This is a genomic window from Myxococcus sp. SDU36 (assembly GCF_030168875.1).
Classification (GTDB): Bacteria; Myxococcota; Myxococcia; order Myxococcales; family Myxococcaceae; genus Myxococcus; species Myxococcus vastator.
The window spans coordinates 8,058,470-8,077,230 of record NZ_CP077414.1 but is presented as its reverse complement, the minus strand read 5'-3'; the positions used below and the strand labels follow the sequence as shown (position 1 = coordinate 8,077,230).

The following is an 18,761-nucleotide window of genomic DNA, read 5'->3' as shown; positions in this document are numbered from 1 at the left end:
CGTACGATGGCCATGCAGGGGAAGCCCTTGAAGGGTTCGCCTGTTCATCCGCGTCGACGCCCCTGCCCGGGGCTGGCGCCCCTCACCGCAGCCGCCCACCCAGGAGAACGGATGTCCCGCTTCACATTGCTGGCCGCAGTCTTCGTGCTCACCTGCCCGCTGTGGGCGCAGGCGAAGCCGGCCGCGGATGAGACCGCTCGCGTCCATGCGGCCGAGGCGATGAAGCAGGCCTCCTCCCCCCGAGGCGCCGCCAGCCTGCTGAAGATGCACGCGCTGGTGGACGAGGTGGAGGACCTCACGCCCCTGCTGAGCACCTACGCCTACGTAGCCTCCCGCCGCGGCTCCGACGCGAACACCCGCGCCACCGCGCAGATGCTCCTGCTGGACACCGAGCGCGCCCGGGGCCGGCTGGTGCGCGCCAACGAGGTGAAGCAGTGGCTGGGCTACGTGGGCGACTACTACGTCACCGGCGGCTTCGAGAACGAAGGCAAGGCCGGCTGTGACACCGACTTCGGCCCCGAGGCCGCCAACCTGGACCTGTCCGCCACCTACCCCGCGGCCAAGGGCGGCAACACCACCTGGCGCAGGCTGACGGCGAACACCGCGGATGGCTACATCGACCTGGCCACCGCCATCCGCCCCAACCGCGAGGCCGTGGCCTACGCCGTCACCTGGCTGGAGGCGCCCCAGGAGTCACGCGTGTCGCTGGGCGTGGGCACCTCCGGCGCCTTCCGCCTGTGGGTGAACGGGCAGCTCGCCGCGAAGGAGGACCGCTACAACCTGCCGCGCCCGGACCAGTCCCGCGTGTCCGTGAAGCTGCGCAAGGGCCTCAACCGCGTGCTCGTGAAGGTGTGCCAGGAGTCCGGCCCGCTGGGCTTCTACCTGCGCCAGGAGTCGTCCACCGTGCGCGCGACGCTGCCGGCGAAGGCGCCCGCCCTGGAGCGCGGCGCCGCGCCCCAGCCCCAGGCGCTGCCCACCCTCACCTCCGCCCTGCGGGCCCTGGTGGAGAAGAACCCGGATGACGCCGCGCTGCGCGGCGACTACGCCCGGGTGCTGAGCTTCTTCCGCGCCTACGACGAGCGCGAGCACACCGCCAGCGCCGAGGCCGCGCGCGCCGCCGAGGAAGCCCCCAAGGACGCCGGCCTCCAGTTGCTCGCCGCCCAGGCGCAGCGGGATGACCTGAACGAGCGCCGCCGTTTCCTGGAAGCCGCCATCGCCGCCGACCCCGCCATGCCGGAGGCGCGCGTGGCCCTGGCCGACCACGAGCTGGACCGCGGCCACCCCGAGCGCGTGCAGCCGCTGGTGGCGCCCGTGCTGGAGAAGACGCCGGATGACGTCAACGCGCGGCTGGTGCTGGCGCGCGCGCATGAGGCCCTGGGCGAGCGCCCCAAGGCCCACGCCCTGAGGGAGGAGACGTTCCGCCTGCAGCCCCGCGTGCCTCGCGCGGTGCGCGCCGCGGCGCAGGTGTCCCGGCAGCTCGACCGCGGCCGCGAGGCCATGGACCGGATGCGCGTGGTGCTGGCGCTGCGCTTCGACGACACCACCATGCGCCACATGCTCGCCACGATGCTGGCGGAGGCCGGACAGGTGGAGTCCGCCCAGCGCGAGTACGCGCAGCTCGTGAAGCTCAACCCCTTCGACAATGGCTCCCGCGTGCGGCTGGCGGAGCTGAAGGCCAGCAACGGCGCGGTGGAGGAAGCCGTCGCCCTCTTCGCCGAGGCCCGCGCGCTGTCCCCGGACGAGCCGGAGGTCTACGAGCGCGAGGGCCGCGCCCTGCTGGCCGCGGGCCGCCGCGAGCCCGCGCTGGCCTCGTTCGAGCGCTCCCTGGTGCTGCGCCCGCAGAACCCGGGCCTGAAGGAGGCCCTGCGCACGCTCAAGGGGGAGAGCACCGGCACCGGCATGCAGTACCTGGTGGACGCCCAGCCGCTGGCCAAGGAGGCGGAGGCCTACGTCCACGAGGACGCCCTCTACCTGGTGGACAACACCTACGTGCGCGTCCAGCAGAGCGGCCTGTCCAGCCGCCTGCGCCAGACGGCGGTCAAGGTCTTCAACGCGCGCGGCGTGGACGCGTTCCGCACCATCCCCGTCACCTATTCGCCGGACCGCCAGGAAGTGCGCGTGCTGCGCGCCCGCGTCATCAAGGCGGACGGCTCCGTGGTGGAGAGCTACGGTGAGAACGAGCGCAACATCAACGAGCCGTGGACGGGCATGTACTACGACGCCCGCGCCAAGATTCTCTCCTTCCCCTCCCTGGCGGCGGGCGACACGCTGGAGCTGACGTACCGCCTGGACGACACCGCGCAGGACAACCTCCTGTCGGACTACTGGGGTGACGTGGAGAGCGTGCAGGGCGTCTACCCGAAGGTGCGCTTCCAGTACCTGGTGGACATGCCGAAGGAGCGGCCCCTGTATTGGAACAAGAGCAAGCTGACCGGCGTGGCGAGCGCGCAGGAGCCGCTGGACGCCGGCCGCGTGCTGTACCGCTGGAGCTCCAAGCACGTCGCCAAGGTCGTGCCGGAGCCCGGCATGCCCGGCTGGGCGGAGGTGGCGCAGAACCTCCACGTCTCCACCTACCAGACGTGGGACCAGGTGGGCCGCTACTGGTGGGGCCTGGTGCGCGACCAACTCCAGCCCAACGCGGAGCTGCGGCAGACGGTGGAGCAGGTGCTCCAGGGCGTGGACCGGAAGGATGAGCTGGCGGTGGTGCGCGCCATCTACAACTTCGTGGTGACGAACACGCGCTACGTGGCGCTGGAGTTCGGCATCCACGGCTTCAAGCCCTACCGCGTGGACCGGGTGCTGGCGCGCCGCTTCGGCGACTGCAAGGACAAGGCGAGCCTCATCCACTCCATGCTGCAGGTGGCGGGCGTGGAGAGCCGGCTGGTGCTGCTGCGCATGCGCAACCTGGGCGCCATTGGCGACGAGCCCGCGAGCCTGGCGGCCTTCAACCACGCCATCGCCTACGTGCCCAAGTTCGACCTGTACCTGGACGGCACCGCGGAGTTCCACGGCGCCAACGAGCTGCCCAGCGCGGACCGGGTGGCCAACGTGCTGGTGGTGGAGCCCAACGGCAAGAGCACCTTCCTCACCACGCCGGAGGCGAAGGCGGCGGACAACGCCACGCGCATGTCGCTGGACGTGACGCTCCGCGCGGACGGCGGCGCCGAAATCACCGGCGCCAGCTCCGTGGGCGGGCAGCACGCGCCCGACTACCGCCGCGCCTACCGGCCGGAGGCCACGCGCAAGTCCACCTTCGAGCGCGCCTGGGCGCAGAGCTTCCCCGGCCTCACGGTGCACGAGGTGAAGCTGAGCGACACCACGCGGCTGGACGACGACGTGGCGCTGGACTTCAAGATGAGCATCCCGCGCTACTCGGAGGTGCTGCCCAATGGCATGCGCTTCTTGCCCTTCGGCACCGGGCGCACCTACCAGCAGGCCTATGCGTCGCTGGCCCAGCGCCGCTTTGATTTGGTGATGTCCAGCCCGTGGACCAACGGCTTCCTCCTGCGCTACGCGCTGCCCGCCGGCTGGACGGTGGCGGAGCTGCCCCAGGCGGTGGAGGAGACGACGAAGTTCGGCCACCTCAAGCTGAGCTACCGCCTGGAGGGCGGCAAGCTGGTGGCCGAGGGCGAGGTGGCCCTCACCACCGCGCGCGTGTCCGCGGACGACTACCTCGCGTTCCGTGAGTTCCTCGGCCGCGTGGACCGCGCCTTCGGCCGCCGGGTGTTCATCCAGAACGCGGCCAACCGCACCGCGTCCTCGACGCCGTAGCGAACCCTGGGCGGGCTCCTGGAGCGGCTACGGCTCCAGCAGCCCCGCCAGCAGCGCGCGGACCTCGGTGGGGCCCTTCACCCGGAACGCCGCGCGCGTGGGCTTGTTGCCCGCGTGGATGGTGAGCCCGCCGGGCGGAATGGACGCGAAGAGGTCCTCGTCCGTGCGGTCATCGCCCATGGCCACCACGAGGGCGCCGGGCGCCGCGCCCTTCGTTGCATCACCCACCACGCGGCCCTTGTGCACCCCCTGTGGACGAATCTCCACCACCTTGTCCCCGGGGAGGATGTCCATGGACTGCCCGGCGAACTTCTCCGCCAGGTACAGCCGCAGCTCGCGGGACTGGATGGCGCCGAACTCCGCGTCCACCAGGCGGTAGTGCCACGCCAGCGACGCCGTCTTCTCCTCCACGAAGGAGCCCGGCACGCGCGCGGAGAAGGCCTCCAGTTCGGGCCGCACGCGCTCCTTCCAGTCGAACGTCACGCCCTCCAGCATCCGCCACGTCTCACCCGGCGCCGGGCGGGACCACAGACCGTGCTCGGCATACAGGCCCATGGCCAGGTCGCCCAGCCACTCCTCCAGCGTCTCCTTGGGCCGGCCGCTGACGATGCTCACCGAGATTCCGGGCCGGGCCACCAGCTTCGCCAATAGCGCCTTCAGCGCCGCGTCCGGCGCGGCCAGCTCCGGCCGGGGCGCGTAGCCCACCAGCGTCCCGTCGTAGTCCAGGAGCAGTTGCAGCCGCTCCGCCTGCTTCATCCGCGCCAGCGCCTCGGGCGCGCCCGCCTCCGCGCGCACGGCCACCGCGGGCAGCGACTGGAGCCGGTCCAGGAAGGACGACGTCCACCAGTGCACGTCCCGCGACTTCACCTGCTTTCGCAGCGTGTGCATGCGCGTGCGGCGCTCCTCCTCCGCCATCCCCAGCGCCTTCTCGATGGCGTCCGCCATGGCGTCCACGTCGTAGGGGTTGACGATGAGCGCGCCCCCCAGCTCCGCCGCGGCGCCCGCGAACTCGCTGAGCACCAGCACGCCGTCGTCGTCCGGCCGCGCCGCGCAGAACTCCTTCGCCACCAGGTTCATCCCGTCCCGCACCGGGGTGACGAGCATCACGTCCGCGCCCCGGTACAGGCCCACGAGCTGCCGTTCGTTGAACGAGCGGTAGAGGTAGTGCACCGGCACGTTGTGCACCGTGCCGTACAGCCCGTTGATGCGCCCCACCAGCTCGTTCACCAGCTCGCGGTAGTTGGCGTACGCCTCCACCTGGGTCCGGCTGGGCACCGCGACCTGGATGAAGCGCAGGCGGCCACGCCACGCGGGCGTTCGCTCCAGCACGCGCTGCACCGCCAGGAGGCGCCGCGGAATGCCCTTGGTGTAGTCCAGCCGGTCGATGCCCAGCAGGATGCGCTGGCCTTCGGAGGAGCGGCGCAGGTTCACCACCTCCTCCAGCATGCCGGGCTCGCTCGCGATGGACTCGAAGGCCTGCGCGTCGATGCCCATGGGGAAGGCCCCCACGCGCACCTCGCGCCCCTCCCAGATGACGCGGTCGATGTCCGTGTCCAGCCCGAGGTGCCGCAGCAGCGCTCCGGAGAAGTGCCGCACGTAGTTCACCGTGTGGAAGCCGATGAGGTCCGCGCCCAGCAGCCCCTTCAGCAGCTCACGCCGGCGCGGCAGCGTGCTGAAGATTTCCGACGACGGAAAGGGGATGTGGTGGAAGTAGCCGATGCGCGCGCCGGGCAGCCGCTGGCGCAGCATGCCGGGCACCAGCATGAGCTGGTAATCATGGACCCAGATGGTGTCCCCGGGCTCGTAGTGCTTCGCCACCAGGTCCGCGAAGCGCTCGTTGACCTTGCGGTACACCTCCCAATCGCGGTCCTGGCGCGGGATGCGCTCCAGCATGTAGTGGCACAGCGGCCACAGGACGCGGTTGGAGTAGCCTTCGTAGTAGCGGCTCACCTCGCTGGCGGACAGCGTCAGCGGCACGCAGCGCTGCTCCGCGAGCTGGGCGTCCACGCGGGCGCGCTGGTTCTCCGTCAGGCGGGAGACATCCCCGGGCCAGCCAATCCACAGCCCTCCCGAGCGTTCGTGCGGACGGCGAAGGCCAGTGGCCAGGCCTCCCGCGCTGCGGACCACGGAGACAGTGTCCTTCTCCACCTTGACGGTGACAGGAAGCCGATTCGAGACGAGTAGGAGTCGGGACATAGGCCCCTCCTGCATTAGTCACTCTGGACCGGAATGACCATGGTCGAATCGGGCTTCATGCCAGATGATGGACCCTGGTGTCGGGTGGCCATCGGTGCCCAGCCCAGGCGGGACAGCAACGCGGGCTGCCGGCCCGGCTTCCACACGAAGGCATCCAGCACATAGTGCGTGGCCTGCGGCAGCGCGAGCAGCGGCACCACGAGCGACAGCACGTCCGGCGGCAGCGTCACGGGGCTCTCGCCGAAGAGCGCGCCGTGCTCACGCCACACGGCCTGGTCCCACAGGAACTCCTCCGCCAGGGCCAACGCCACCAGGAACAGCAGGAAGCCCGGCAGCCCCGCGCGCAGCAGCGCCGCCCCCGCGCCGTAGCCACCTTCCTCCAGGCGTCCCCGCGCATAGCGGAAGAGCAGCGCGAAGTACGGCACGCCGTGCAGCACCACGTTCATCACCGTGAAGGTGAAGTCGTCCCGCGCGATGACGATGCCGCCGAACCACGCCACCCACGTCGCCACCACCAGCAGCACCTTGCCCGCCTGCACGCCCTCGCCGCGCACCACGCGCGCGACCTGGAAGCCGACCCACGCGACGAGCACCCCCGCGTGGAGCCCCAACCCCACGGTGCCCGCCCAGGACGGCAGGCCGGACAAAAAGTCCCCCGGCACGAACCACCAGAAGTCGCGCGGCAGGTTCGCATGCCACCAGATGACAGGACCCAGCGTGGCGGCATAGACGGCGGCGGCATCCAGGCGCCGCTCCAGCGGGGAGACGCGCGCCTTGCGTCCGTACAGCGCCACCCAGCCGTACTGCTGCCGCACGAAGTGGCTGAGCGCGACATAGGCGAACAGCGTCCAGAACGTGCCCGGCGACACCAGGTACGCGAGCACGCCTGCCACATAGGCGGCCAGCGGCGCGCCCAGGTAGAGCCCGGGACGGGCCCGCAGCTCGTCCGGGTCCAGGTAGGTGCGAAACAGCGTGGACCAGACGTGGGCCACGTCCACGCAGACGACGAAGAGCAGCCAGGCCCACAGCGGCGTGCCGCCCGCCACGCCGAGCCAGGGCGCCGCGAGCACGAAAGCCACGGAGACGAGCGCGCTGCCAGCGAAGACGGACAGGTCCACTCCCGGACTGAACAGCCAGCCCTGGGAGGGCGCGAGGAGACGAGGCATCGGAGCCGTGCAGCCTACCAGAGTCTCCGCGCCAGGGACTCGGCACCGGGCCCGCGCCCGGATGCGGTATGAACCGTCCCATGCACGCCGCAGCGCCCAAAGAGGCCCGTACGCACGGTGACAGGGTGGGCCTTGGACACGCCGCGGACCTCCCGCTGCCGGCGCCTCGCTTCCGGCGCCGGCTGCTGGCGGTGATGCTGCTCGCGGGCTGGGTGCCGCTGGTGCTGCTCGGCGTGCTGGCGCAGGCCGCGCTGGAGCGGGTGCTGTCGGTGTCCATCTCCCCGGTGGAGGGCGTGCTGGAGGAGGTCGCCTCGGAGCTCACGCGGCGGGAGCTGCCACAGGACTCGCTCAACGAAGCGCGGCTCAACCTCGCGCAGGCGGAGCTGGCGCGCCGCGCCCTGGTGCGCCGCGTGCCCGCCTTCATCACCGCGTTGGTGCTCGTGTCGGGCGCGGCGCTGACGGTGGCCTCGGTGCTGCTCGGGCGGGCCCTCACGCGTCCGGTGCGCACGCTCACGGAAGGAATGTGGGCCTATGCGCGCGGCGACCTCTCCGTGCGGCTCGCCGCCCCCGAGCCTCCGCGTGACGAGCTGCAGTTCCTCCTGGGCCAGTTCAACCGCATGGGCCAGGAGCTGCTGTCGCAGCGCGAGCGCCTCAAGTCCGCGGAGCAGATTGCCGCCTGGCAGGACGTGGCCCGCGCGCTCGCCCACGAGCTGAAGAACCCCCTCACCGCAATGAAGTTGTCGCTCGCGCGTCTGAACCGGACGGATGCGGCCACGCCCCACGACACCACCCGCATCACCGAGGCCGTGGCCCTCCTCCAGGAGGAGGTGGACCTGCTGATGCGGATGACCCAGAGCTTCTCCACCTTCGCGCGCCTGCCCGCGCCGCGCTTCCAGGACGTTCCCCTGCGCCCGCTGCTGGCCGAGGTGTGCGCCCTGTACGCGGGCACGTCCCCCGTGCCCGTGGTGCTGCGGCCTGGCGACGAGGCCACGCTGCGCGCGGACCCGGATGGCCTGCGCCGCCTCTTCGGCAACCTGGTGAAGAACGCCACCGAGGCCTCCTCCGCCCACACCGCGCCGGTCCACGTCACGCTGGAGTCGCCTCGGCCGGGCACCGTGCGCGTCACCGTGGCGGATGGGGGCAGCGGCGTCCCCACCGTCCTCGAAGGCCCCGCCCTCACGCGCGGCCTCTTCAGCACCAAGCCCGGCGGCAGTGGCCTGGGCCTGCCCATCTCCCAGAAAATCGTCCACGAGCACGGTGGCGACCTGCGCCTGGAGCCCGCGCCTGGAGGCGGTACGCTCGCGCGCGTGGAGCTGCCCCTCACCCCGCCTCCGTCCCCATGAAGCCCGGCCCTCGCATCCTCATCGTCGATGACGACTCTGGCGTCCTCAGGGCCCTGCGCGGGCTGCTGAGCGACGAGGGCTTCACGCCCGTGGAGGCCTGCTCCGCCGCGGAGGCCTCCCGGTTGCTCGACGCGCCCGAAGGCCCCCCGGCGATGATGCTGCTCGACCTGCGCATGCCGGGCGAGACGGGCCTGGAGCTGCTCGCGCGGCTGCCCCGGCCCTTCCCCGCGCCCGTGGTGGTGCTGTCCGGAGAGGCGTCTCCCGCCGAGGCCGTGCAGGCGCTGCGGCTGGGCGCGACGGACTTCGTGGAGAAGCCGCCCTCCCCCGAGCGGCTGCTCACCGCCGTGCGCAACGCGCTGGCGCTGGGCTCGCTCCAGGAAGAGCGCGAGCGACTGCTGGACGCGCTGGCCCGCCCCGGCCACCTGGTGGGGGACAGCCCCGGCATGGCGTCCCTGCGCCAGCTCATCGCGCGCGTGGGCCCCAGCGACACCGCCATCCTCATCACCGGCGAGACGGGCACCGGCAAGGAGCGCGTCGCGCGGGCGCTGCACCTCGCGTCGGGACGCAAGGGCCGACTCGTCGCCGTCAACTGCGCGGCCATTCCCTCCACCCTGCTGGAGAGCGAGCTGTTCGGCCACGAGAAGGGCGCCTTCACCGGCGCGCTGTCGCGGCGCGCGGGCCGCATCGAACAGGCGCACGGCGGCACGCTGTTCCTCGACGAGCTGGGCGACATGCCGCTGGAGCTCCAGGCCAAGCTGCTGCGCGTCCTGGAGACGAAGGAAGTGGAGCGGCTGGGCGGCAGCCTGCCCGTGCCGGTGGACGCGCGCGTCGTCGCGGCCACGCACCAGGACCTCGCCCGCGCGGTGAAGGAGGGCCGCTTCCGGCAGGACCTCTACTTCCGCCTCAACGTGATGCCGCTCCAGGTGCCACCCCTGCGCGAGCGGCCGGAGGACCTGCTCCCCCTGGCGCGCGCCTTCGCGGCGGAGTTCGCCGGGCCGCAGGTGCCACTCGTGCTCGCGCCTGGCGCGGAGACCTCGCTGCGCGCCTATGCGTGGCCGGGCAACGTGCGCGAGCTGCGCAACCTCATCGAGCGCCTCAACCTGCTCCGGGGAGAGGGCCCACTCACACTCGGTCCGGAGCTCGTCGCCGCGCCGCCGCAAGCCGCCGCCGCGGCCAGCCGCCCCTCCCTGGGACAGAAGAGCTACCGCGAGCACGTGGAGGACTTCGAGCGCGAGCTCATCCGCGCGGCGCTCCAGGAAGGCGAAAGCATTGCCGGGGCCGCGCGGCTGCTGCAGGTCGACCGGGGCAACCTCTACCGGCGCATCAAGGCGCTCGGACTTCCCGTCACCTGAAGCCACGCCAGGGGTGCGACGCAACCCCGGGAATTCCCGCGCGATAATGGAGGCCGGGCCCCCGCCCGCCCCAGGGCCACCCCCACCGGGAGTGCTGTCTCCATGTCGAACCGCATCGGCCGCTCCACCTTCGCTCCCCCCACCCCGACGCCCGCGGCCTCCCCTCAGGAGCGTGAGCGCGCCGGACGCGCCTCCGCGCGGGGAGCGCCCACGGCCCGGGCCCAGGTCGACCAGTTCGAAGCGCGCGGCGGCGCCCGGAAGGCCACCCTGCTGACGGGTACCAGCGCCCAGGCCGCACGCGTGGAGCCGCCGCCCTCGAAGGCCGCGGACCTCCAGCCGCAGGTGCACGCCGCCACGGGGTACGCCGCGCACTTCGGCGCCAACGGTCAACGCTCCGGCACCGCGTTCGTGGAAGGCCAGGGCCGCGTCACCCTGCCCCCAGGAGGCGGCCGAGGCCCCTCCTTCCACGCCGAGGCGGGCAAGCCGCTGACGGTGACGCTCGACCCATCGCGCGTCATGAAGTCGACAGAGAAGCTGGAGTTGGTGTGGCGCATGGTGCCGGGCGGCACCGAGACGGTCGTGCCCCTGTCCGACGGCACCCGCGACCCGGCCACCGGCAAGCTGAACCCGACTCCGGCGACGTTCGACCTGCCCCAGGACGCCTTCGGCCTGGTGCGCATGTCCATCCGGACCACGGACGCGAGCGGACGGGTCAGCAACCAGTGGGACCCGAGCTACGACGCGGCGGTGGCGCCGCCGGAAGCGGCCACAATCGTCTTCTCGGACGACTGGAAGACGACGGTCGAGGGCTCGCTGCGCGCGGGCGACACGCTGAAGCTCGCCTACGACCAGGATCGGCTCGCCGCGCTCATCGGCAAGATGCCCTCGGACGTGGTGGCCTCCGTGTCCTTCAACGGCGAGCCGCCCCTCGACGTGCCGCTCACCGTGACGCCAGACGCGGCGGGCAAGCCGGGCGCGATGTTCATGCCCTCGCTCAAGATTCCCCTGGAGGCGACGCAGGTGTCGCTGTGGTTCAAGGGCCAGGGGGAAGGCGCCACGGGCTGGGACTCGTCCTTCGGGAAGAACTTCACGTTCGACATCGGCACCGCCCGTGACGACGCGGACCCGTCCTGGAAGGCGGAGATGCTCCGCAGCAAGAGCTTCCCCAACCTCACCGAGGAGAAGTTCGTCGGCATCGGCCCGTCCACGCAGCGCTACAACTGCATCGCCTGGACGGTGGGTGTCCGCGACGAATGGGTGTGGCCGGGAACGAAGGTGGAGGACTTCGACAAGCTGTACGCGGACAAGGGCTTCAAGCCCCTGGACACCGTGGACCTCAGCCACGACCCGGACCTGGAGAAGGTCGTCATCTACGGACTCAAGCCGAGGAGCGGCACGGGCCCCCTCGAGGTGACGCACGGCGCGCTGATGGACGACCAGGGCCGCTTCACGAGCAAGATTGGCACGCAGCCCCTCATCCGGCACAACAGCGCTGACGACCTCAGCGGTCCTTCATATGGTGAGCCGGTGCGCGTCTACGTGCGTCCCCGCCAGTCCCCGGTGAATGCCTCATGAGTGATGTCGCTGCCCGCTTCGACCAGCTCGCGAAGGAGTGGGAAGCACACTGCGCCGAGCACCGAGAGGCGTCCAACCCGTACGTCTTCCTGAACCACCCCTCCTTCGAGGCGCTCGTGGCGTTGGGACGCCCCGCCGTGCCCCTGATTGTCGAGCGCTACCGCGAAGGCAGCCTCTTCTGGGGCGCCGCCCTGCGCCGCATCACCGGCCTCAGCACGTTCGGGGATGGCATCGTGGGGAAGCTCGACGCCACCCGGCGTGACTGGCTGTCGTGGTGGGAGACGCACCAGGCCGAGTACACCGGCCGCGCTTCCTGAAGGCGGCTCGGCCCGGCAGCAATATTCGCCGGATGCCGCTGGGACGGCGGCACGCCGTGTCGAGGCCGCGTGCAATCGCCGCGCGCGATGTCAGTATCACATCACGAATTCACATCCGGATGTGTCCCTGACATCGACGCGGCTGCCCGGTCCTCGTCCTTTCGAGCACTTGCCCAGAGCCTTTGGCTGGAACGGCGCGTGCTCTCCCTGCGTGCATGAACCGCTTCGCTCTCCTCGTTTGCTTCTTCACCGCCACCGCGCTCGCCCAGCCCACGCTGCCGGCGACCGGGGCTTCCACGGCCCCGGCGGAGGTGCCCCACACCACCGCCGCGCAGCCCTCCACGCAGGATGAAGCCCAGCCCGTCGCGGCGCCCCCCACGAACGCCCAGGTGACGCCGCGCGACGTGCGCCCCGCGCAGGCCCAGGAGACGCGGGACGACGCGCGAACCTCCGCCGCACAGGACCGCTCGTCGCACGCGGCCCAGGTCGGCACGGAGTCTCGCAAGGAGCAACGGAACGCGTGCCCCGACGACTTCGACGACGCGGAAGAACGTCCGGACGAGCGCGGCGTGCTGTCCCCCCTCCAGCTCACCGTGGACGGGCGCCTGCTCACGCCCGGTCGAATCGAGCTGCATGGGCTCCACTGGCTGACGGATGCGCAGGTGCGGACCTACATCGGAGCGCCTCCCGCGGACGCGCAGGACGTGCTCGGCGGGAACGAGCTCCACCTGTTCCTCCGGCGGCTCGCTCGCTCGGGGTTGTTCGCCCGTGTGGAGCCGCGCGTGCGCGTGGCCGAGGCACCTCAACCCGCGGTCCTCGAAGTCCACCTGGAGGAGAACCCCGTCGTCTCCGCCGTGGAGGTGAACGGGCTCCAGGACCTGCAGTCCACCGAGGTTCTCGAAGAGCTGCTCCGGCTCCCGCACCGGTTCGCCACCGAGGACGAGAACGAAGACGAAGAGTCCTTCACCGCCACGCTGCGCGTGGACTCGCGGCGCGGCACGCTCTCCATCGTCCGGCCCTGCCCGCCGCGATACCCGCCCCGTGACTGGGTGGCCCGGCTGGAGCGCGGCACGCTGCGCCCCGGCATCCTCCTGGGCGGCGTGGCCCACGGACTGGAGCGCACGCTCAAGCGCCTGCGAGACGACGGCTACATGCTCGCGAGCCTGTCCGCGGTGTGGTCGCCGGACGGCAAGCTGGTGGTGACGGTGGATGAAGGCCGGCTCGAGTCCGTCGAGGTGCGCGGCGTGGACGCCGACATCGCCGCGCGTGTCCAGGACGCGCTGGACCTGCAGCCCGGCACCGTGTTCCTCCGCAGTGACGCGAAGCGCGCCGTGCAGCGGCTGACCTCGCGGCTGCCCTTCCTGGAGCCCGCGGACGTGGAGGACTCCGACAGCACGCGTGCCCAGCGCGCCCACATCATCGAGACCCGCGAGCCGGACGGCACCCGCGCCTACCACACGCAGGAAGCACCGCGCGCGAAGCCGCGCCACCGGGAGCAGGTGGAGTTCGAGCTGAACTGGAAGCAGTTCGCCGACTGGTGGGATGACGTGAACTCGGACGACAGCATCACCCTCGAGGGCAAGAAGCTGGTGGTGCACCTGCGCACGCGGCGGCCGGACTTCGACGTGGACCTGCTTCCCATGCACACGCAGGTGACGGGCTTCTCGCCGGGCCTGTCGGGGCGGCTGCGCCTCTGGGATGCGAAGGACCGCGCGCACCTCACCGTGGATGCCGCGCTCACCATCCCGCTGCGGTGGGGTGGCCAGTATCTGCCGGATGACCCGGAAGGCACGCGGCGCCAGCGGCGCATCAACATGCTCGGCGGGGCGAAGCTCCAGGTGCCGCGGGTGGGGCTCGCGGAGCTGGGCGCGCAGGTCTACGACTTCACCGACACGCTGGACCGGTGGCGGATGGGCGACATCGACTCGTCGCTCTACTCGGCCCTCATCAACCGGCCGGACCGCGACTACTTCCGCCGCAAGGGCCTCACGGCCTTCGCCACCTGGCGCTGGGCGGACGACTGGCTCGCGGGCGTCGAGTACCGCAGCGACCGCTACGAGTCGATGCGCAGCTTCACGCCCCCCTTCTCCCTGTTCCGGAACGACTCGGCCCCCTTCCCCAACGCGCCCGTCACGCAGGGCCGCTTCGACTCCGTGGTGGTGCGCATGGAGTACGCCAGCAACGTGCCCGCCGCCGCGTCCGTGGGCTCGCTGTTCCGCACGCCGGAGACGTCGCTCTTCGACCGGGATGGCGACTGGGAGAGCCGCGCCTCGCTCCGGGGTCTGCTCACGCTGGAGGTGGGCAACGGTCCGGGGAGCTCGGGCGGTGACGCGCGCTTCTGGAAGCTGGTGAGCGACCTCGCGCTGGAGGTGCCCACCGGCTGGGACACTGGCCTGTCGCTGCGCGTGCGCACCGCGGGTGGCCACCACCTGCCCGAACAGAAGCGCGAGGCGCTGGGCGGATGGACGGCGCTGCGCGGCTTCGGCTTCAAGGAGTACCGCGGCGACGTGTCCGTGCTCACCAGCGCGGAGTACCGCTGGAGCGCGCTGGGCGTCTTCGCGGACCTGGGCACGGTGCGCGCGGATGACGCCTGGACGGATGCGCGGCTCGGCCTGGGCGCCAGCCTCCACTTCGGAGACAACGTGCGGATGGACGTCGCGTGGCGCACGGATGAGCGGGCCACCGCCACGCCGGAAGCGCGGCTGCTCTTCCAGCGGACCTTCTAAGGACGCATGGACGGGTCACGCCAACACGTGGGACGCGGGCTCGGCACGGCGCTCATCGCCGTGGCGGGCCTGCACGCCCCCACGGTCCATGCGGAAGAGCCCCGCACCACCTGCACCGCCACGTTGTCTGGACGGCGCGTCATGGTCCGCTCCGAAGCGTTCGACTTCGTCTCGCCCGAACTGGACCGGCTGGTCCGGTTGGGCATGGCGGGGAGGCTGGAGGTGGAGTTGACGCTCTGGCAGCGCAACGCCGTCTGGTTCGACGCGCGGATGGACACCGCCCGGCTGACGCAGGTGCTCGCCTTCTCCAAGGGCGCCTATGTGCTGGATGGACGTCCCCTGCCGGAAGGTCCGTCTTCACTGACGCTGGAGCGCGTGGCGTGGACCCTGGAACAGAGGCCCGAGCCAACCGCGCGCTATGAAGTGCGCATCAGCGTCCGCCTGCACGTCGTGACGGCCGCCAGCCTGGGCCGGGTGGCCGCGTGGCTCACGCAGGGGCAGCAGGCGTCTGGCGAGGACGGCAACACCCTCACGGGCGCCGTGCTGCTGCGCTCGGTGGCCGAGGACCTCGCTCGCGACGCCAACACGCGCTGTGACGTCACCCGGCCACCCTGAGCCGCGGCCACCGGGAAAGGTGGCTGGAAACGTGCATTTCCTTGACTTCGGCAGCAAGATTCACGGAAGCACGGCGGGGTCCTGATGGTGCCCACGCGGGTGCTCAGGATACAACGAAGGCATCCACGTCATGGCAAACGCAGCTCAGGTCAAGGCGCTCATCCGTAGCCACGCAGATGGCGACGACGCGCGCTTCTACGCGATCGCCATGCAGGTTGCCGCCCAGGCTGCACGAAGCGGCCACGGCAAGTTCGCCACGGAGCTCCGCGAACTGGTCGACCAGGTGAAGGCTCGAGCGAAGGGCGCGCCTGTCCTCACGCGTGGCCCCAAGCCGATTCCCTTGGCCCAGCCGCGAGGCGAGCTGGCCGGCCTCCTCACAATCGGGTACCCGAAAACTCGAGTGAGTGACATGGCGCTCACTCCCCCCCTTCGTGCCCGGCTCGACCGTGTGCTGACCGAGCAGCGCGAGCGCGAACGTCTCCGCGAACATGGCTTCTCGCCAGTACGCAAGCTCCTGCTCGTCGGGCCTCCCGGCACGGGCAAGACGATGACGGCTGCTGCGCTAGCAGGCGAGCTCGGCTTGCCGCTGTTCAGCATCCAGCTCGACGGACTCATCACCAAGTACATGGGTGAGACCGCCGCGAAGCTCCGGCTCGTCTTCGACGCCATCCAGTCGATGCGAGGCGTCTACTTCTTCGACGAGTTCGACGCGCTCGGTGGCGAACGCGGGGGCAAGAATGACGTCGGCGAGATCCGACGCGTGCTCAACTCGTTCTTGCAGTTCCTTGAGCAGGACGACTCCGACAGCCTCGTGTTGGGCGCGACCAACCATGTCGGCCTGCTCGATCGAGCGCTCTTCCGACGCTTCGACGCCGTTCTTGAATACACGCTGCCGACGCCCGAGCTCGCGACGCACGTGATGCAGGGGCGGCTCTCGCTGCTCGACACGCGCAGCATCGATTGGGCAACGGTAGCAAAGGACGCTGAGGGGCTCAGCCACGCCGAGATCGCGATGGCCTGCGAACATGCGGCCAAGAATGCCATTCTCGACCACACGACGTCGGTACGAGGCGCAGAGCTCGCGAGTGCCTTGCACGACCGCCGAAGCCATCACAACACCTAGCGTTCCAATGGAGACCGACGCGTGCCTGCACCTCGTAACCGCAAGCACATCCTCGTCCAGACCGCGCCTTCGACCGAGCCCTACAGGCCGCACCTGAAGAGGATTGATCCACCTCCGCCAGCACCGGGTCCCGCGAATCGCGCGATGCACGCCAAGGCGCTTGAGCGCGCGCTGAAGGCCGCAACCATAGAGGCCGGGCGGCGGCGCAACGAAGCGGGCATTGAAGTGCACGGCGCGGAACCTGGACTGTACGTCCAGTTCGAGAGCCAGCCCGGTGTTCCACTGGAACTCGGTTCGTTCGAGGCAGCAAACCAGGGTATCGAACTGGTTGCCGTGAGCCACGCGCAGACTGATGCGATGAAGCCTCAGCGCATCGAGCGCGCGACTGTATTCGTTCCCGACGGCAAGGTTGGGCACTTCCTCAAGCGGTTTGAAGCCTACGCAAAGACAGCGCCGAAGAAGAGGGGCGAGCAGCGCCACGAAAAAATGCTCGACCCCGTCGCTACGCTGCGCCTCGCAACGCTGCGCAGCCTGTGGACGGACGCTTCCGAGGCGTATCCCGATGACGAGGACGCGGTCATCTGGTGGGAGGTTTGGCTGCGCCGCCAGGGCGACGACGGCACCGAACTCGCCCGCCTGATGGAGTTCGCTACCCACCAGGGACTCAAGGTCGCGCCTCGCCGGCTACAGTTCGAGGACCGCACGGTGACCCTGGTGCGCGCGTCTCCGGCGCAACTCGCGTCGTCGGTCGATGTGCTCAACGACGTGGCCGAAGTGCGGAGGGCGAAGCAGGTCGCCACTGTCTTCAGCGACATGGCGCCCAACGAACAAGGCGAGTGGGCCAAGGATCTCATCGAGCGCACCAAGGCAGCCGCCGCACACGCGCCTGCCGTCTGTGTTCTCGATACGGGCGTGAACCGTGGGCACCCACTGCTCGCGGCGTCGCTCAATGATGCCGACTGCCACGCGTACGACCCGACGTGGGGTACGCACGACCATGATGGTCACGGCACAGAAATGGCCGGTCTCGCGCTCTACGGAGATCTCACCCGGCACGTCGAAGGGAACCACGACGTCTCGCTCCGGCACGTTCTTGAGTCGGTGAAGATCCTCCCGGTCAAAGGCGAGAACCCGCCCGACCTCTACGGCGCGATCACCGCCGACGCCACGAGCCGCGTCGAGGTCCAGGCCCCCGCGCGGAGGCGCACGTTCTCAATGGCAGTGACCGCCACGGACGAGCGCGATCGTGGGCAGCCCACGTCGTGGTCGGCCGCAGTTGACGCGCTCGCCGCTGGCCGCGCGTTCGACCCGACTACACAGGGCCTCGAGTACCTCGACGACGGCTCCGACCTGGCGCAACGACTGTTCGTGATCTCGGCCGGCAACGCCGCCGAGCCTGGCCTGGACCACCTCAACAACAGCGACACCGATCCGGTTCACGACCCCGGACAGGCATGGAACGCGCTCACGGTCGGCGGCTTCACCGATAAAGCCGTCATCAATGATCCGCAGTTGGCGAGTTGGAAGCCGGTCGCGCGCGCGGGAGAACTCTCACCATGGAGCACGACAGGTGTCACATTCGCGGAGACCTGGCCCATCAAACCCGACGTTGTCATCGAGGCGGGCAACGCCATCAAGAACGCCAAGGGCGAGGTCCTCCAGTGCGACGACCTCAGCCTGCTTTCCACGCACTACAAGTTCGCCGAGAAGCCCTTTGTGCTGAGCTGGGCAACGAGCGCTGCCACCGCGCAGGCCGCCCAGTTGGCCGCGCTGATCACCGCCGAGTACCCGATGCTCTGGCCTGAAGCGGTGCGCGCGCTTATCGTACACTCAGCGGAGTGGACCTCGCAGATGAAGGCGGCGCTGCAGGGGGCCGCCGGCAAGCGCGCACGGGCACGCCTCGTCCGCCGTTACGGCTTCGGCGTGCCAAGCATCCAGCGCGCGCTGCGCAGCGCGAACGACGCGCTCACGCTGGTCGCGCAAGGCGCCATCCGCCCATTTGTTCCGAAGGAGGAGAGACCCACCGAGAGGCAGATGGGTGACATCCACTTCTTCGAACTGCCGTGGCCACGCGATGTACTTCAGGGCCTCGGCGAAACGCCGGTCCGGCTGCGCGTTACGCTCTCGTACTTCATTGAGCCGAACCCCGGTCGACGCGGTTGGAAGAAGCGCCATCGCTACGCCTCGCACGGGCTTCGCTTCGACGTGAAGGGCCCGACCGAGTCCATGGACGAGTTCCGCAAGCGCCTGAACAAGAAGGCGCTCGAAGAGGATGAGAATAGACCGTCGTCGGGTGGCGACTCGTCGGAGTGGTACCTGGGCGAGACCGCGCGGAACCGAGGCTCGCTCCACTCGGACATCCTCCAGGGCTTCGCGGCCGACCTCGCCGAGCGCGGTATCGTCGCAGTGTACCCAGTCAGTGGCTGGTGGAAGGACCAGCCGAAGCGAGACCGCAGTGCCAAGGGCGCGCGGTATGCGCTCGTCATCTCGATAGAGACGCTTGGCGTCGAAGCCGATATCTGGACTCCGGTCGCCGAAGCGGTGGGAGTGCCAGTCGAGAGCGTGTCCTAACGTGCC

At 70.4% G+C, this 18,761-nt stretch carries 11 protein-coding genes; 9 read left to right on the top strand and 2 right to left on the bottom strand.

The annotated features are described in order from the left end of the window. The first annotated feature begins 111 nt into the window (after positions 1-111). Positions 112-3,771 (top strand): DUF3857 domain-containing protein, encoded by a 3,660-nt coding sequence (locus KGD87_RS32945; RefSeq protein WP_284664900.1) that lies wholly within the window; start codon positions 112-114, stop codon positions 3,769-3,771. Between the two features lie 27 nt (positions 3,772-3,798). Here KGD87_RS32945 and KGD87_RS32940 read toward each other — a convergent pair whose 3' ends face one another. Then, on the bottom strand, positions 3,799-5,967 hold the full coding sequence (locus KGD87_RS32940; RefSeq protein WP_284664899.1) for a bifunctional alpha,alpha-trehalose-phosphate synthase (UDP-forming)/trehalose-phosphatase: 2,169 nt from the start codon (positions 5,965-5,967) through the stop codon (positions 3,799-3,801). A 14-nt stretch (positions 5,968-5,981) separates the two neighbouring features. Further along, positions 5,982-7,133: a hypothetical protein gene (locus tag KGD87_RS32935; protein WP_284664898.1), complete on the bottom strand. Its 1,152-nt coding sequence runs from the start codon at positions 7,131-7,133 to the stop codon at positions 5,982-5,984. 80 nt (positions 7,134-7,213) lie between these two features. Between KGD87_RS32935 and KGD87_RS32930 the strand changes: the two genes are divergently transcribed. The 8 genes from KGD87_RS32930 (at position 7,214) to KGD87_RS32895 (ending at position 18,755) form a co-directional block, all read left to right on the top strand. Beyond that, the gene (locus KGD87_RS32930; protein WP_284664897.1) at positions 7,214-8,476 is read left to right on the top strand and encodes a sensor histidine kinase; all 1,263 of its coding nucleotides are present in this window, start codon (positions 7,214-7,216) and stop codon (positions 8,474-8,476) included. Further along, positions 8,473-9,828 (top strand): sigma-54-dependent transcriptional regulator, encoded by a 1,356-nt coding sequence (locus tag KGD87_RS32925; RefSeq protein ID WP_284664896.1) that lies wholly within the window; start codon positions 8,473-8,475, stop codon positions 9,826-9,828. Before KGD87_RS32930 ends, KGD87_RS32925 begins: the two co-directional genes overlap by 4 nt. 102 nt (positions 9,829-9,930) lie before the next feature. Beyond that, complete coding sequence (locus KGD87_RS32920; protein ID WP_284664895.1) at positions 9,931-11,403, top strand: DUF6209 family protein; 1,473 nt, start codon at positions 9,931-9,933, stop codon at positions 11,401-11,403. Continuing rightward, on the top strand, positions 11,400-11,720 hold the full coding sequence (locus KGD87_RS32915) for a hypothetical protein (protein ID WP_284664894.1): 321 nt from the start codon (positions 11,400-11,402) through the stop codon (positions 11,718-11,720). Before KGD87_RS32920 ends, KGD87_RS32915 begins: the two co-directional genes overlap by 4 nt. Positions 11,721-11,935: 215 nt before the next feature. Further along, complete coding sequence (locus KGD87_RS32910; RefSeq protein ID WP_284664893.1) at positions 11,936-14,446, top strand: BamA/TamA family outer membrane protein; 2,511 nt, start codon at positions 11,936-11,938, stop codon at positions 14,444-14,446. A 27-nt stretch (positions 14,447-14,473) separates the two neighbouring features. Further along, on the top strand, positions 14,474-15,061 hold the full coding sequence (locus KGD87_RS32905) for a hypothetical protein (protein ID WP_284664892.1): 588 nt from the start codon (positions 14,474-14,476) through the stop codon (positions 15,059-15,061). Positions 15,062-15,191: 130 nt separating this feature from the next. After that, positions 15,192-16,184 carry an AAA family ATPase gene (locus tag KGD87_RS32900; RefSeq protein WP_284664891.1) on the top strand — a complete coding sequence of 331 codons (993 nt, stop codon included), beginning with the start codon at positions 15,192-15,194 and terminating at the stop codon, positions 16,182-16,184. A 144-nt stretch (positions 16,185-16,328) separates the two neighbouring features. Next, positions 16,329-18,755: a S8 family peptidase gene (locus KGD87_RS32895; protein WP_284664890.1), complete on the top strand. Its 2,427-nt coding sequence runs from the start codon at positions 16,329-16,331 to the stop codon at positions 18,753-18,755. The last annotated feature ends 6 nt before the right edge of the window (positions 18,756-18,761 follow it).